At 50.0% G+C, this 15,531-nt stretch carries 13 protein-coding genes and 1 tRNA gene; 6 read left to right on the top strand and 8 right to left on the bottom strand.

Annotation, left to right across the window (positions count from 1 at the left end):
- Window positions 1-3 precede the first annotated feature (3 nt).
- The 3 genes from ACZ481_RS09780 to ACZ481_RS09790 form a co-directional block, all read right to left on the bottom strand.
- On the bottom strand, window positions 4-1,311 hold the full coding sequence (locus ACZ481_RS09780) for a hemolysin family protein (protein WP_464769956.1): 1,308 nt from the start codon (window positions 1,309-1,311) through the stop codon (window positions 4-6).
- A gap of 224 nt (window positions 1,312-1,535) precedes the next feature.
- On the bottom strand, window positions 1,536-2,123 hold the full coding sequence (locus tag ACZ481_RS09785) for a YqaA family protein (protein WP_464769957.1): 588 nt from the start codon (window positions 2,121-2,123) through the stop codon (window positions 1,536-1,538).
- Between the two features lie 298 nt (window positions 2,124-2,421).
- Window positions 2,422-2,497, bottom strand: a tRNA-Ala gene (locus ACZ481_RS09790).
- A gap of 171 nt (window positions 2,498-2,668) precedes the next feature.
- Between ACZ481_RS09790 and ACZ481_RS09795 the strand changes: the two genes are divergently transcribed.
- The 4 genes from ACZ481_RS09795 (at window position 2,669) to ACZ481_RS09810 (ending at window position 6,910) form a co-directional block, all read left to right on the top strand.
- Window positions 2,669-3,859 (top strand): metal-dependent hydrolase family protein, encoded by a 1,191-nt coding sequence (locus ACZ481_RS09795; RefSeq protein WP_464769958.1) that lies wholly within the window; start codon window positions 2,669-2,671, stop codon window positions 3,857-3,859.
- 60 nt (window positions 3,860-3,919) lie between these two features.
- Window positions 3,920-4,792, top strand: coding sequence for an AAA family ATPase (locus tag ACZ481_RS09800; protein ID WP_464769959.1), 873 nt, complete (start codon window positions 3,920-3,922; stop codon window positions 4,790-4,792).
- Window positions 4,789-6,159, top strand: a complete 1,371-nt coding sequence (locus tag ACZ481_RS09805; RefSeq protein ID WP_464769960.1) for a VWA domain-containing protein — start codon at window positions 4,789-4,791, stop codon at window positions 6,157-6,159. The genes ACZ481_RS09800 and ACZ481_RS09805 overlap by 4 nt, the downstream gene beginning before the upstream one ends.
- 82 nt (window positions 6,160-6,241) lie before the next feature.
- The gene (locus ACZ481_RS09810) at window positions 6,242-6,910 is read left to right on the top strand and encodes a TerC family protein (RefSeq protein WP_464769961.1); all 669 of its coding nucleotides are present in this window, start codon (window positions 6,242-6,244) and stop codon (window positions 6,908-6,910) included.
- 11 nt (window positions 6,911-6,921) lie between these two features.
- Here the strand turns inward: ACZ481_RS09810 and ACZ481_RS09815 are convergent, their stop codons facing one another.
- Together ACZ481_RS09815 and ACZ481_RS09820 are read right to left on the bottom strand one after the other, a co-directional pair.
- Window positions 6,922-7,866 carry a metal-dependent hydrolase gene (locus tag ACZ481_RS09815; RefSeq protein ID WP_464769962.1) on the bottom strand — a complete coding sequence of 315 codons (945 nt, stop codon included), beginning with the start codon at window positions 7,864-7,866 and terminating at the stop codon, window positions 6,922-6,924.
- A 99-nt stretch (window positions 7,867-7,965) separates the two neighbouring features.
- On the bottom strand, window positions 7,966-9,384 hold the full coding sequence (locus ACZ481_RS09820) for an amino acid permease (protein ID WP_464769963.1): 1,419 nt from the start codon (window positions 9,382-9,384) through the stop codon (window positions 7,966-7,968).
- 466 nt (window positions 9,385-9,850) lie between these two features.
- On the opposite strand from ACZ481_RS09820, the gene ACZ481_RS09825 reads away from it, so the two are divergent.
- Together ACZ481_RS09825 and ACZ481_RS09830 are read left to right on the top strand one after the other, a co-directional pair.
- Entirely contained in the window at window positions 9,851-10,534 is a 684-nt protein-coding gene (locus tag ACZ481_RS09825) for a TerC family protein (protein WP_464769964.1), read from the top strand.
- A complete protein-coding gene (locus ACZ481_RS09830; RefSeq protein ID WP_464769965.1) occupies window positions 10,461-11,612 on the top strand; it encodes a sugar diacid recognition domain-containing protein in 1,152 nt (383 codons plus the stop codon). The genes ACZ481_RS09825 and ACZ481_RS09830 overlap by 74 nt, the downstream gene beginning before the upstream one ends.
- A gap of 111 nt (window positions 11,613-11,723) precedes the next feature.
- On the opposite strand, the gene ACZ481_RS09835 is transcribed toward ACZ481_RS09830, so the two are convergent.
- The 3 genes from ACZ481_RS09835 to ACZ481_RS09845 form a co-directional block, all read right to left on the bottom strand.
- Window positions 11,724-13,046, bottom strand: a complete 1,323-nt coding sequence (locus ACZ481_RS09835; RefSeq protein ID WP_464769966.1) for a (Fe-S)-binding protein — start codon at window positions 13,044-13,046, stop codon at window positions 11,724-11,726.
- Between the two features lies 1 nt (window position 13,047).
- Entirely contained in the window at window positions 13,048-14,430 is a 1,383-nt protein-coding gene (locus ACZ481_RS09840) for an FAD-binding oxidoreductase (protein WP_464769967.1), read from the bottom strand.
- 168 nt (window positions 14,431-14,598) lie between these two features.
- Window positions 14,599-15,255, bottom strand: coding sequence for a response regulator (locus tag ACZ481_RS09845; RefSeq protein WP_464769968.1), 657 nt, complete (start codon window positions 15,253-15,255; stop codon window positions 14,599-14,601).
- Window positions 15,256-15,531 lie beyond the last annotated feature (276 nt).

A 15,531-nucleotide genomic window follows, 5' to 3' on the forward strand; every position in this document is an offset into this window, starting at 1 on the left:
CTTTTACTCGATTTCAATAAACTCACTGTCTTCATTCATCGCCAGCCGGGTAATAAGAACTTTGTCCACCCGGGCTTTATCCATGTCTACCACTTCAAACCGGTAACCATTCCATTCAAAGCATTCGGCCGCAGTGGGAATATGGCCGAGATAAGAGACGATGAAGCCGCCCAGGGTTTGGAAGTAGCCTCTTTCATCACCGGGGAAATGATCGGTGTCGAGCAATTCTTTCAATTCCTCAACCGACAGCATGCCGTCGACCAGCCAGGAGCCGTCGTCTCTGGCAATTACATCAGGATCGTTGTCTTCCCCGAGGTAAGGCATGTCGCCGACAATGTGCTCAGCAATATCATACAGGCTGATTAAGCCGGAAATACCGCCATACTCGTCAATGACCAGGGCTACATAGACGCCGGTTTCGCGAAATTTCTCCAGCACTTTCAGGGCCGGTGTATTTTTGGGGATGTAGAGAGGCTGGCGGGCCGTTTGCTCAAGCCGCAGCGGAGTGCCTGGCACATAGTTTGATAAAAGCTCGTTCGAATAGACGACACCGATTATATCATCCAAACTGCCACGGGCCAGCGGGAAAAACAGATGGTTGCTACTTTTGATGATGCGGAGATTATATTGGTCGTTATCTTCAATATCAAGCCACTGGAGCTGGGTACGGGGGGTCATCAGCGCACCGACACGCATATCGCCAAGCACAAAGATATTTTCAACCATTTCCCGTTCGGACTTTTCAAATACGCCATGCTGCGCACCCTGGCCAATTAGCACCCGGACCTCTTCTTCGGTAACAGGCGATTCTGCCGGTGGCTTAGCCCCGATCAGTTTCATAACCACATTGGTGGAAGCGCCGAGAAGCTGGACCAGCGGCCGGTTGATACGCACAAAGGCTGTCAGCGGCATGGCCACAGTGGCCGCAATTTTTTCCGGATTATTAAGGGCCAGCTTTTTGGGAACGAGTTCACCGATGATCAGTGACAGGTAGGTAATGGTGCCGACGACGATGGCAAGGCTGATCGCCTCGCTGTAGCCCCTGAGCAAAGGAATGGTATTCAGGGAGGCAGCCAGCAGCATGGCGATGCGGGCGCCGCCGAAAGCACCTGTGAGAATACCGATAAGGGTAATGCCAATCTGAACGGCAGATAAAAACTGTGTGGGTTCTTCGGTTAATCTTAGCGCGGCCTTAGCACCTTTACTGCCGGAAGCGGCCATATTTTCCAGCCGGCTTTTCCGGGAGGACACAATCGACATTTCTGTCAAGGCAAATAACCCATTAGCAAAAATCAGAGCTAAAATAATCATGATTTCGGTACTAATCGAGGGGGTCTCCAAGGTTTAAATAACACTCTCCCTATCATAATTTATTTAAGAATTATTAATTATATCATATCCTGTTATGCCGCAGAGCAAACTTGCGGGCGTACTGAAAATTTGGACAGTACAATAAACACCCCGCTGTATGCGGCCCTGATTGGAATTCTCCGCAAATAAATTGCCCGCTGGCAATAAAGCAGCGAGCAATATGTTCATAATTTATCGGCCACGGTTTCCGTTTTTCTGCTTTTTTTTATAACGTAGGCAATTAGTCCGGTAACTGTTATCAGAATCAGGGAGATAACCAGCAGGTCATCTTTATGCTCGGTAAACATTTCCACAGCCTGAGGACCAAAATAGAAGATCAATATGCCTTCAAGTAAAAAGCGTTTGCCCCGCCCCAGGAAAGAAATGATGACAAACAGGGGCAGGTTTATTTTTAGCGCTCCCGCTGTTATACTGACAAACTTATAGGGAATAGGAGATAAAGAGGCCAAAAATATTGCCCACAGGCCATTTTCTTTTACAACGCAGTATATTTTATCCATATAGCGGGCCGGTATAAACCTGCGGGCGGCCGGCAAGCCAATTTTAAGCCCGAGGACATAACCGATTAAACCGCCGACTACGGAGACCATGGTTGCAGCCAAACCATAGTAGATCGCATTTTGCGGGTTAGCCAGAGCTAAGGGTATAAGCAGCAGGTCTGGTAATACCGGAGAAATAAAAGACTCCGTGAATGCGGCAATCAGCAGACCGGTGAGACCCCATTCCAAAAGTACTTCTACGATTGCGTCCATTGCCACGCTCCCTCTATTATCGTGTGTTAACAATAGCTATAATACTAAATAAAAAACGAAACACCTTAGCATGGTATAGTAATAAATCCATACTAAAGGTCTCGCTAATTGGCAGACACCAATGGCAGGGCCAGGCAAATGCCGTGTGTTGACCCAGCCTTGCAAGCTACTCCCCTTTAGAAAACAACGCGTTCTGATTCTAGTTTAGCGCACGATGGCATATCAGTCAAGTTATTGCATGCGATAAAGAGCGGATTTAAGCAAATAAAAAATAGAACTTATCGACAAGTTCTATTTTTGGTGGAGATAAGCGGGATCGAACCGCTGGCCTCTTGAATGCCATTCAAGCGCTCTCCCAGCTGAGCTATACCCCCATTAACATATTACATTAGTAATTATACTTAGATAGTGACATACTGTCAAGAGCGGCAGCCGCCAATCGGTTTATTAATTTTCTGCCTTGATTTGGCAGGTACTTATAGGTTTTATGCAGAATATTTTTGCATAAAACTAAAACCTGTAATCATGAAAGAAGGACTGGACAGATGCTCATAAAAACCGGGTTATTAATCGATGGTACAGGCCGGGAAGCGCAGGCAGCCTGCTATCTGGACGTTAGAGACGGCTTCATTGCCGGTATTGGCAAAGCAGAGGAATTTGCCGCTGAGCAGGTGCAGGCAGCGGTTGATTATTCTCCTTATACGGCTATGCCGGGTTTGATTGATCCGCATGTACATTTATTCCTGGAAGGGGTTTCCGATCTTAGTGTCCGTTCATTAAGATGGAAAGAAGATAAAGAGTTTACGCTGATCAGGGCGGTCAAGAACCTGGCGCTGGCCCTAAGCAAGGGCGTTACTACCGTGCGCGATCTAGGCGGGCCTTATGGCTTAAATTCTCTTTTAAAAAAAGCCGTCAGGCAGAACGTACTGCCCGGACCGGGGGTGCTGAGCGCCTGTCAGGCCATCTCCGTCACCGGCGGTCATTTCCATTATGCCGGCGGGCGGGAAGCCGACGGCCCGGCCGAGATGGTCAAGGCCGTACGCGAGCAGGCTAAGGCCGGTGCCGACTGGATAAAAATTATGATGACAGGCTGTGTGAATTTTATGCGTCAGGATGCCGGCATTGTGGAACTATCCCTGGCTGAGGCGCAGGCGGCGGCCAACGAGGCGCAGCACCTGCAGAAACCGGTTGCGGTTCATGCCAACGGGGTCGAGGGCGTACGCCAGGCCTTGACTATTGGGGTCAGAACGCTGGAGCATGGTGCGCTGATCGATGCGGCTACGGCGGATTTGATTGCGGAAAAAGGGGTATATTGGATACCCACTCTGGTACCCTTTGAACGGATGCTGGCTTATGGCCGCCAGTATCAGACCCGGACATTGCCTCCGGCCGGGATTGAGGCGGTATACTGCCGGCACCAGGCGATGGTGATGCGGGCCTACCAGGCCGGCGCGCAGATTGTTGCCGGCACCGATGCCGGCGCCCTTGGTGTTGAGCATGGCGATGTATGGCGGGAGATTTGTTTATTGGTGGAATGCGGCCTGCCGCCCCTTGCTGCTCTCCGGGCAGCGACGGGGCTAGCGGCTCAGGCTATGGGGCTGGAAAAGGAACTGGGCACGCTCGAAACCGGTAAAAGGGCAGATTTCCTGATACTGGCAGGAAACCCGCTGACAGATATAACCAGTATTAGAAATATTGTTAAGGTATTTAAAGCGGGGAAGGAGTGCCCTACATGATGGCAGGTATCGCTAGTCTGGCCGGAACTCTTAATAAGTATAGTGATGGAGCTGGTGACAATGAATGAGGCAATTGCTGCAATAAATGACTGCCGGACGGGACTGGCTGCCAACGGTTATCTGACAGACGAAAAGCTGGCAGCCGTCCTGTATTTGGCGGAAAGGCTGGAAAAACCACTGTTACTGGAAGGGCCGGCCGGTGTTGGCAAAACCGAACTGGCCAAAGCCTGGGCCCGCTGGCGCGGTTGTTTGCTGATTCGCCTGCAGTGTTATGAAGGGCTTGATGAAAGTAAAGCTTTGTATGAATGGAATTACCAAAAGCAACTGCTTTATATTCAGATAGAAGCCCTGGCGCAGCAGGGCTGGAATGCGGGACGGCAACAAATTTTCGATCAGGAATTTTTGTTAAAACGCCCATTATTAACAGCTCTTACCAGCCCTGAACCGGTCGTGCTGTTAATTGACGAAGTTGACAAAAGCGATCAGGAGTTTGAAAGCTTTTTGCTGGAGGCTTTATCAGACTGGCAGGTGACAATACCTGAACTGGGAACAATAAAAGCAGCGGCCCGTCCCCATGTTGTGCTGACCTCCAACAGTACCAGAGAACTGGGCGATGCCCTGCGCCGGCGGTGTTTGCATTTTTATATAGATTACCCTGATTTTGAACGGGAACTCGCCATTGTTGAACTCAGTGTGCCTGGCATTGACCCTGTGTTTGCCAGCCGGCTTGTTGAATTTATCCAGACTATTCGCAGGCAGCCGCTGAAAAAGCCGCCTAGTGTTACCGAAAGTATTGACTGGGTACAGGCCATGAATATGCTGGGGGGGGAACTGAATATTGAGGCGGCGCGGCTTACCTTAACTGCTTTGCTTAAATACACCCGAGACCGCGAGCTTGTTACCGACAAGCTGTCTTATTTACTCAAGCCATGAAGCAGATGATCGTTGATTTTGTCCGGCTGTTGCGGGCCGCCGGGCTAACGGTAACAACAATGGAAGCCGCAGATGCCCTGAAGGCAGCTGAAATTACCGGGTTTTCACCGGTACTGCTGCGGGAGGTGCTGGAAGCGACTCTTGTCAAAAGCCTGTGGGAACGTCCGGTATTTGCGGCGTTATTTGATTTGTATTTTGACCTGGCGGCACCGGTGGAAGCGGCCAGGCCTGAGCCGGAGCAGCTGATAATCAAAGGCGCGACCGCCGATGGCAGCGGCCGGAGCGCCGCCGGTGCCGGCGGCAGTGCCGAACAGCTGCTGGAAACAATCGACAGCCAGCCGGTAGCTGTTTTAGAAGCACTGGCCAGGGAAATTACCGCTTCAGTGCAGCTTGCCAATGCCCAGCCTGAGGAAATTTCCGGCAAGCTTCGCCAGGTTCAGGTAAAACTCAGATGGTTTGAGGCTGTCAACAAGATCGAGCGCAGTTATTTGACCGAGCAAATGACGGCAAATGCTTTTCAGCAGTGGCAAAAAACCTTTGCCCGGCTGGAGGCGCTGCTGCGACGGGAACTGGAACGCAAAGCCGTCAGCAGGTTTGGCCGGCAGCATATCGTTAAACTGGTGGAATATGCCAATATCCGCCGCCGTGAATTTGACTGTCTGGCACCGGCTGAGATTGCTGCCGTCGAGCAAGAGATTGTGAAACTGGCGAAGAAACTGGCTGAGCGTCCGGGAATACGGCTGCGCCGGGCTAAAAGGGGCACGCTTGATATGCGGCGCACCTTTCAAGACGTGGTGCGGACAGGCGGCTGGCCTCTGCATCTCAAATACCGGGACAGGGTCAAAAGTAAAGTCGATTTGTGGCTGGTATGTGATGTTTCTAATTCAGTAGAGCGCTTCAGCCGGTTTATGCTGCAGTTAGTGCAGGCCGCTCACCGCCGTTACGCCAATATCCGTTCTTTTGTCTTTGTTGATGAGGCGGTGGAGGTTACCGACTGGTTTAAAACCCAGGACGTTAATGCCTTTTTTGAGGCCAGACACCTGCGGGAGCGGTTTAACCGCCGGGTAGGCCTGTCCCGTTATGATCTGGTGTTTGAGCAGATTGCCAGATATGAGTCAGCCGCCATTACGGCCCGGACCAAGCTGATTATTTTAGGGGACGGCCGCAATAACTGGCATCCGGGCGGGGCGGAGGAACTGGCTAAAATTGCTGACCGGGCCCAGGCCGTTTATTGGCTGAACCCCTTGCCGGCGGATAAGTGGCTGGAAGGTGATTGTCTGATGAAAGAATATCAGCGTTTTTGTAATCAGGTTTTTGAATGCCGCAATCTAGAGCAGCTGACAGATGTAGCCAACCGGATTTTATAAACCGGTTGGCTACATCTGTCAGGCACAATTATCACAAATCCGGTAATACTATCAATGTATAAATCATGATTGAGGTGAAGCTGTGGATTGGGCAGTGGCACTTATCAGTATTATTACTGTTAACCTGCTGTTAAGCGGTGACAACGCATTGGTTATTGCTTTAGCCAGTCGCAAACTGGCGCCGGAACAGCAAAAGAAAGCGATTCTCTGGGGCGGGGCCGGGGCGATCGGCCTGAGGATCATTTTAACTTTCGCCGCTATTGTTTTGCTGCGGATTCCCTACCTGCAGCTGGTTGGCGGCCTGGCTCTCCTCGGGATTGCCATTAAACTCCTCAACGGCGAAGACGAGCCGAAAAAACTGGAAGCCAAAAGCAGCCTGGGCGATGCGGTGAAAACAATCATCTTTGCCGATATGGTGATGAGTATTGATAACGTGATCGCCATAGCCGCCGTTGCCAAAGGGAATATCCCTTTGCTGGTGGTGGGGCTGGCAATCAGCATCCCGATCATTATTTGGGGCAGCAAATTGGTGCACGCGCTGATGAACCGCTGGCCGGTTATTATCACCATCGGCGCTGCTTTTTTAGGCTGGACTGCCGGGGAGATGGCAATTGCGGATAAAAAGATTTCGCCGCTGCTTGCGCCTTATGCATGGTCACACTGGGCCATACCTGCCGTTTTTGCAGTTTGTGTTATTTTTGCCGGTTCGCTGCTTGCCGGCCTCAATAATATAGATCAGGAAAACCACTAGTGGTTTTCCTGTCAGCAGGGAATTTTAATTTTGCGGCCATAGGTCTGGATATATGAGTCGCATGGCTGCTCATCCTGGCCGAAGATGATTGTGGCACTATGGAGGAAGCCATGCTTAAAAAAGTAGCGTAAATCATAAATACGTACGAGTTTTGTCTGCTGCTGCGCCTCGGATTCAGCAAAATAGCTGAAAGGTGTAAAGGCCGAGAAAAATTCACCCAACACTGTTTTTTGTGCACCGGCCAGCATCGGCGATAATGTTTGTTTCCGGAGTTTGCTATGCAGGGTTAAGGCCGGCTGCAGGGCGCCAATACGGCCAACAAAATAATTGGTTTCGGTCTCGATCACGAAATCCCAGTAGAGGATACTGGTAAGCGAGGGCATAACCAGGCTGCGGATAACGCCGCTTTTTATGAAGTGGTGCCGCAGAATAACCCTTGCTCGCAATTTAAGCAGATAGCGCACCAGGATGTATAGCGCGGTTGTTGTGAAAAACAGCAGTGACGTGTCCCGCGGTGCCAGTCCCTGGAGGAATACGATCAGCATAATTGACAGCAGTACCGGGTCGAATACGTTGAGCAGGCTGAAGCTTTTACGCTCCCGGCTGACGGGGAATAAAACCGCAGCCCCGTGCGCGTTAAAGAAGTCAAGGCCAATATGGGACAGGCCGCCTAAAAAGGACCAGAAAAAAACCTGAGTTGGTGCCATTTCCGGCAGACATACCAAAAAGCCGGCGGCAATTAAACCTGACCACAAAATAAGACCGGGCAGCGAATGAGAAAATGCCCGGTGTTGCCTGAGGTAGGAAAAATTGCCGCGCAGCTGGGCAAGTATGTCAAAATCAGGCGCCTGGGCACCGATTATAGCCGCTATATACAGAGGATCGCTCATGCTGAACGGATGACCTGACAAACCGGCAACCGCAATGCCCACTAAGGCATGGGACAAAGTATCCATAAAGAAAAAAGCCTCCCCTATCAAGGTGACATAATGTATCATACCTGAACATTATATCACATCAGCGGGGGAGGCGGTCTAATGGTAATTGGTGGTCGGCTAACGCAAAGGCAGAGTGTTGCTGTTCTGCTGTTTAGCCAGAAACAGCTGATAATAAGCATAAATGGCAAACAAAATCGGAAAGCCGGTGTAGATTACAATCCGTTGTGATTCGTCAAAATAGAGGCTGACAATTACGACCAGATTGAGAACAAAGGCGAGAATCGGGACAAGGGGGTAGAAGGGGGTTTTAAAGCCCAGCGCTTCGATTTTTCCGCCTAATTTTATGTATTCGCGGCGAAAGTTGATCTGGCACCAGGCGATGATCATCCAGATTAAGCAGCCTGTCAAACCCGTACTGGACATCAGCCACAGATATACGGTATCGGCGGCGAAGCTTTCGGTAAGAAGCGACATACAGGCCAGCAGCAGGGTGATTAAGACACCATTGTACGGGACGCCGCCGGCATTCAGCCGGCCGAGCCAGGAGGGAGCCTGCCTATCCTGGGCCATTGACCAGAGCAGCCGTGAACAGGCATATAAGGCGGAGTTGCCGGCCGATAGAGCCGAGGTTAATACAACAAAGCTCATAATGTCTTTGGCAAAGGGGATGCCGGTTTTGCCGAAAACATGCGCAAAGGGGCTTTCCAGTACACTGGCCTCGGCCGCCGGGATACTGCCGGCCAGGACAATCATGGCCAGCACATAGAACATAATAATCCGGATAGAAATGCCTTTAATAACCCGGGGGACATTTTTGCCGGGTTCTTTGCACTCACCGGCGGCAATGCCGACAAGTTCAGCCCCCTGAAAAGAGTAGATAACCGCAATCATCGTCAGGAATACGGCGCCAAAACCATTTGGGAATAAACCGCCGCCGGTGTGGAAGTTAGAAAAACCGAGTCCGGCTTGTCCGCTGCTAAAGCCAAAAATTAAGCCTGAGCCGGCAATAATAAAGGAAACTATGGCAGCAACCTTAATGCTGGCAAACCAAAATTCAGTTTCGCCGTAGGCTTTAACTGACAACAGATTAAGCCCGGCCAGGGCAATCGCAAATACTGTACACCAGATCCAGACCGCCACGTCGGGGAACCAGTTGTGCATAATGATGCCGGCGGCGGTAAAGTCGGCGGCAATACAGATCGCCCAGTTGAGCCAGTACAGCCAGCCGGTGGTAAAACCGGCGCCGGGGGAAATAAAACGGGTAGCATAACTTTGAAAAGACCCTGATACCGGCATGGCGACAGTCAGTTCAGCCAGGCATAATAATACCAGGTACATAATAAGCCCGCCGACCATATATGCCAAAATGGCGCCAAACGGACCGGCCTGATTGATTGTCTGGCCTGAACCCATGAACAATCCGGTGCCGATTGTGCCGCCAATAGAAATCATAAGCAGGTGGCGGGATTTCATATCACGCTTAAGACCTTGCTTTTCCTGGCACATTTCTGCTAATTTAACGGGGTGGCTTGACATGGAAAGTTCCTCCTATGGAAATCAAATTTGTATAATGTCCTCTATCATAATACTCCAAGGTATTATGATTGGCAAGAATTATTGACAGTAGCGGGAAGGTTATTATACGATAATTTGTATTGACTGGATACAATTTCTATACTATGATAGGTTATATAGTCTATTTTGATTTTCACATAGTTAAATATAATATAAGTGCCCTAAGGGGGAGTAACTGACAGACACTGTCAACAATTCTGCATTCGCTGTGCATGGCTGTGTCGTTGGCGTAGTCCAATAGTGAGACCTTTGGTATATCCTTACTATATACTGCACAAGGTTTTATTGCCATTTTACTCGGAAAGGACCTTGCCGTTGCTGCGGACAGGTCCTTAATTATTATTATTGAAGGGGGGTTGGCAGAATTACCATACAGGTCGCATAAACAAGGTATTGTCAGGCAATCTATTTATAGGGGGTTATTTCGATGGAACTATTGATAGCGTTAGGTAGTATTACTCTTATTAACCTAATACTAAGCGGCGATAACGCTGTTGTCATAGCTCTGGCCAGTAGAAACCTGCCCCAGGATCAGCGAAAAAAGGCTGTATTGTGGGGCAGCGCCGGAGCTGTTTTATTGCGGATTTTACTTACTATGGTGGCTGCGCTGCTGCTCAAAATTCCCTACGTACAGTTTCTTGGCGGAGTAGCTCTGGTATATATTGCAATCAATTTGCTCGGTGATGAGCATAAGGAGGTTTCCCTGGAAGGGGCCAGCAGCTTTGGGGAAGCAATAAAAGTTATTATTTTTGCTGATTTAATTATGAGCCTGGATAATGTACTGGCTATAGCCGGTGTCGCTGACGGGCACCTGGGACTGCTAATTTTTGGACTTGCCCTCAGTATCCCGTTAGTGGTGTTTGGCAGCCAGCTGCTGATGAAACTTATGGATAAATATCCGGTCATTATTTATGTGGGGGCCGGGATTCTTGGCTGGACAGCCGCTAAGATGATGGTTGCCGACGCTGTACTTGGTGTCTGGTTTAAACCCTATTCACTGCTGCTCGAAGCAGCTGTAACCCTGGCGGTTCTGGCCATTGGCTATTGGCGTAAAAATCGTGGCCGGCCGGAGGCTGCCGCCCAGCCAGGTGACAAAAATCATGGAGCTTGACCCACGCTTTGCCCAGTCTTTAGTCGATATTGTAGCAGCAGAGCTTAATAAAAATGTTAATATTACCGACAATCACGGCGTTATTATTGCATCTTTCAGCAAAGAGCGCGTGTCTCATATTCATGAGGCGGCAGCCCGGATGCTGATAAGCGGCCCGATCCGCGAATTTTCGGTTACCGCCGAGGAAGAGCTGCAGTTGCAGGGAGTCAGGCAGGGGTTTAATGTTCCGATTATGACCGGCGCCGGTTGTGTCGGGGTCATTGGTGTTTCCGGCGCTCCTGATACTGCTGCCCCTTATGCCCGCCTGGCGGCTAAATTTGTGGAGGCTGCTTTGGAATCGAATGCCAGGCAGGAAAAATTAGTGCGGGCCCTTAAGGAAAAAGAAGAACTGCAGTCCGTTCTGCTCAATAAAATGATTAGCGTCCAGGAAGAAGAACGGAAAAAAATCTCCCGCGAGCTTCATGATGAAACCAGTCAGGCCCTGACGTCAATCATTGTTGGCCTCAGGGTATTATCTGAACATGTGCAGAGTGAAGGTGAGCGGGAAAAAATCCTGGAGATGCGGGATTTGGCGGTAAAGACACTGGAAGATGTTCATCATCTGGCCGTGCAGCTCAGGCCGGCCCTGTTAGACGATCTGGGACTGGTGGCCGCTGCCCAGAAATATGTAGAGAATTATTCCCGCCAATATAGTATCGCCGTGGATCTTAATGTGGTTAATCTGTCACGCCAGCGGTTTTTGCCGGAGATTGAGATTACATTATACCGTATTTTACAGGAGGCCTTAACCAATATTGCCAAACATGCCAAAGCCACGCAGGTCAGAGTGCTGCTTAAAAAGCAGCGCGATAAACTTGTCCTCACCGTCAAGGATAACGGCATTGGGTTTAACGCCGATATTTTAAACGGTGTCGGCAGTGATACCTGTCTTGGCATCCATGGCATGCATGAGCGGATTACCCTGTTGTCAGGTGAATTTTATATTGATTCGGCGCAAGGGAATGGCACCGTAATCACGGTGGAGATTCCGCTTGGCCGCCGTAAAAAAACAGAAAGCGGTTTGGGACAGGCCCATTAACCGCTTTCTGTTTTTTTTTCCACAGGAAACTGCCATATTATGCTTGCCGGAAGCAGGGGGGTGAGTCAGACCATCCCAATCATCGCAAGCATTTATAGTAGGAAGTAAAAATTACTTCTTTTGGCCTGCTTTATAAGCCTTATCCAATAACTGAATGACATGGACAACATCCTGCTGCTGATTGTTCTGGACAAGGCCGTCAGTAATATGCATCCGGCAGGTGCCGCAACTGGTAGCTACCGTGTCAGCCTTGGTGGCGGCAATATTGGCGATTTTACGGTCGTTGATCCGGCGGGAGATTTCATAATTGCCAAGGCTGAAAGAGCCGCCTGAACCGCAACAGCGGTCGGCCTCTTTCATTTCCACAAAATGTAAGCCGGGAATCGATTTCAGCAGCTGGCGCGGCTGGGCCGTAACCTTGATGCCGCGGGCCATATGGCATGGGTCATGCATAGTAACGGTGGCATTAACCGGGCCCAGTTTATTCTTGTCGATTTTAACAACATCAACTAAGAATTCACTGATTTCATAGGTTTTTTTGGCCAGCTTTTCGGCCCGGGCCTGCATGGCCGGATCGTCATGGAATAATTCCACAAACTCAATTTTCCAGGCTTCGGTGCAAGAGCCGCAGGCGGCAATAATATAGTCGACATTATATTGCTCGAACACCTCAATATTGTGTTTGGCCAGGAGTTTGGCGCTTTCCACATCGCCGGACATGTAGATCGGCGTGCCACAGCAGTGCTGCAGGGAGGGAATGACAATTTCAATATTGTTGGCTTTCAGGACATCAATGACAGCCTGGCCGACATCGGTATAGATATAGTTGATGGTACAGCCGGTGAAGAAACCAACCTTAAGTTTTGGTTTGTCGGCTGTAATGACCTCCGGATGGCGGTTTCTTAACGGCGAGGCGGCAAAAGGGGCTGTTACCCGGCGTTTATCAAGACCCGGCATCGGAAAACGGGCTACAGCCGCCATGGGGCGGGGCAGTTTCTTAAAGCTAAGCGGACCGAACAGTCCGGCCATCCGCAGGGCTAAGTCAAACATAGTCCGGTTTTTCAGCAGCTTAAATACCTGTTTCTTAACCGGGTGCAGGCCGCGCGCTTTGACAGCGGCCTGGCGGCCGCGCACAATGAGTGCATCGGCCGGTACGCCGCAGGGACATTTTACGGTACAGGCTTTGCAGGACACGCATTTGCTCATCCATTTATCAAAGTTTTCGCTAATGGGAATCTTGCCGCTTAAGACGGCCTCCATCAGCGCCAGCTTGCCTCTGGCAACTGCGGTTTCGGTGCCCAATTCCTTATAAATCGGGCAGACCTCCATACAGTTGCCGCACTTCATACAGTTGGCCAGCGCGTCCTGGAGGTCGGCTAACAACTCTTTATCGTGCTCGTTAATCGCTTGCGCAGTAACAGGTTTATCACTCATTTTAACACTCTCCCACTAGTTTGCCAGGATTCAAAATGAGATTAGGGTCAAGGGCGCGTTTGATATTCTTCATCGCTTCCAGCGTGACCGGGCCAAACTGATCTTCCATATATTTAAGCTTGCCCAGACCAATGCCGTGTTCGCCTGAAAGCGTGCCGCCCAGCTTGATTGCCGTACTGAAGATTTCGTCCATTGCTTTATACACCCGGTCCATCTCTTCCTTGTCGCGGATATCGCAAACAATGGTAGGATGCATGTTGCCGTCGCCGGCATGGCCAAATGTGCCGATGGTCACGTTATATTTTTGGGCAGTTTCGTTTACCGCACGAATCATATCAGGCACTTTGTTGCGGGGAACGGTAGCGTCTTCGACAAAGGTGGTCGGGCGGAGTTTGGCCAGCGCCGGCAGCGCCGCCCGGCGGGCAGCCCACAATTTATCGCGTTCGGCCGCGTCCTTTGCCATTTTGACCTCGTCCGCCTGATTAGCTTTTAAGACCTCCATGACTTTAGCCGCTTCTTTTTCCACAACCTCCGGAATACCGTCAACCTCAATCAGCAAGACGGCTTCCGCATCTACCGGCAAGCCTACTTTGGCGTAATCCTCGACTGTGCGGATTGTGGGATTGTCCATGATTTCCAGGGTTGCGGGAATAATCTTGGCGGCAATAATGGCGGCAATCGCCTTGCCGGCATTGTCAAGATTCTTAAAGATAGCCATCATACTCTTTTTGGCCTCCGGGGCAGGCACCAGCTTGACAATAATCCTGGTAATTACCCCTAAGGTGCCCTCCGCACCGGTAAAGAGTTTAGTCATGTCATAACCGGATACGTCTTTTACATTCTTTCCGCCCACGTGCATTACCTGGCCGGTGGCAAGGACAACCTCCAGGCCCATGACGTAGTGCTTGGTTACTCCGTATTTTAGCCCGCGCAGGCCGCCGGCATTCTCCGACACGGTGCCGCCCAGGGTTGCCGTGGTTACTGTGCCGGGATCAGGCGGGTAAATGAGCCCGTAAGCCTCGACTGCTTTATTAAGGTCAGATACAATAAGCCCGGGTTCGGCCACGGCCACCAGGTTTTCCGTATCGATCTCAATCAGTTTGTCCATCCGGGTCATAAGCAGGACAATACCGCCCTTGGTGGGGACCGTGCCGGCGCTCAGATTGGTGCCTGAGCCGCGGGTATATACGGGGATCTTTCCAGTGTTGGCCAAGGCCAGTACTTTAGCAACTTCTTCTGTGGTTGCCGGTTTAACCACTACATCGGGCATGTGAGAAAAGCCGGGAGTCGCGTCATAAGAATAGCAGTGCAGGTCCTCCACACTTGTCAACACGTGTTCATCGCCAACAATCTTTTTGAGCGCATCAATCTGCTGCTTTTCCATTTGCTCAGGCTCCTTTATTTTTTAAATTTTCACAACATATAAGTTATACCTGTTTACCATTATTCTCGCTAAAGTTGACGCAAATGTAAATCAGGTACTTACCTTAAAATGAAGTAAGAAACTGCCGCAAATAAATGTAGGGTATCCTCCGACATGAAGTGCTATGTTTCACGTGCTGATCAGTTTGTACTGCAGGGCGTAGTTTACCAGCTCTGATTTTTTTCTTACATTCAATTTGTTCATGATGCGCGAGCGGTACGTATCCACTGTCTTGGCGCTCAAAGACAGGTGCTCCGCGATTTCGCTGTTAGTATGCCCCTGGGCCAGCAATCTAAGTACTTGCCGTTCGCGGCTGCTTAATAAAATATAGGGGTCGCGCTGGTCGCTTTTCTCATTATTTATCCGCAGGAGACTGGTTAACAGCGTTTGGGACATAGTTTCATTCAGATATTTTTTGCCGGAATGGATTTTTAGAATACCTTCAACCAGTTCCGTATCGGCCGATTTCTTTAATACGTAGCCGTCGGCGCCGGCCCGCATAACCTCTTTAATGTATTCATCATCATCATACATTGTGAGGACAAGAATACGGCAGGCCAGTCCCCTGGATCTGAGTTCCTTAATACAGTCGACACCGCTCATGACCGGCATGGAGATATCGAGCAGCAGCACATCAGGGCGAAGTTCCTCAATCATGGCAACCGCCTGTTGTCCATCACCGGCTTCCCCAATGACCTCAAATAACGGTGAACAGTTCAGCAGGGCTTTAAGCCCGGAACGCAACACGGCATGGTCATCGGCGATAACTATACGGATTTTTTCCATTGCCTATTCTCTCCTTTTTCAACCGCTAATATATAAAATATCCTCGTGCATAGTTTGTAAATTGTGCTTTTTCCCCCATAAGTATAATATTATGTTACAATGAGATCGTATAAAATATCAATATAGTATTTTCTTTAAGAAAGACTTGGCCGTTCCTGTTTCTGCGGGATGATTGAACAGGCCGGCACCAGGGGATACTAGTACCTTGTCAGCCCCTAAGCCAGTGAATACTGACGGTCTATTTTCCGCAACCCTTCGTTGTCGCCAGCCGGCATA

The organism is Sporomusa intestinalis, assembly GCF_055383785.1.

Coding starts and splice junctions, on each gene's coding strand:
- ACZ481_RS09780 (WP_464769956.1), bottom strand. CDS start 1,311: ATGATTATTTTAGCTCTGATTTTTGCTAATGGGTTATTTGCCTTGACA.
- ACZ481_RS09785 (WP_464769957.1), bottom strand. CDS start 2,123: ATGGACGCAATCGTAGAAGTACTTTTGGAATGGGGTCTCACCGGTCTG.
- ACZ481_RS09795 (WP_464769958.1), top strand. CDS start 2,669: ATGCTCATAAAAACCGGGTTATTAATCGATGGTACAGGCCGGGAAGCG.
- ACZ481_RS09800 (WP_464769959.1), top strand. CDS start 3,920: ATGAATGAGGCAATTGCTGCAATAAATGACTGCCGGACGGGACTGGCT.
- ACZ481_RS09805 (WP_464769960.1), top strand. CDS start 4,789: ATGAAGCAGATGATCGTTGATTTTGTCCGGCTGTTGCGGGCCGCCGGG.
- ACZ481_RS09815 (WP_464769962.1), bottom strand. CDS start 7,866: ATGGATACTTTGTCCCATGCCTTAGTGGGCATTGCGGTTGCCGGTTTG.
- ACZ481_RS09820 (WP_464769963.1), bottom strand. CDS start 9,384: ATGTCAAGCCACCCCGTTAAATTAGCAGAAATGTGCCAGGAAAAGCAA.
- ACZ481_RS09825 (WP_464769964.1), top strand. CDS start 9,851: ATGGAACTATTGATAGCGTTAGGTAGTATTACTCTTATTAACCTAATA.
- ACZ481_RS09835 (WP_464769966.1), bottom strand. CDS start 13,046: ATGAGTGATAAACCTGTTACTGCGCAAGCGATTAACGAGCACGATAAA.
- ACZ481_RS09840 (WP_464769967.1), bottom strand. CDS start 14,430: ATGGAAAAGCAGCAGATTGATGCGCTCAAAAAGATTGTTGGCGATGAA.
- ACZ481_RS09845 (WP_464769968.1), bottom strand. CDS start 15,255: ATGGAAAAAATCCGTATAGTTATCGCCGATGACCATGCCGTGTTGCGT.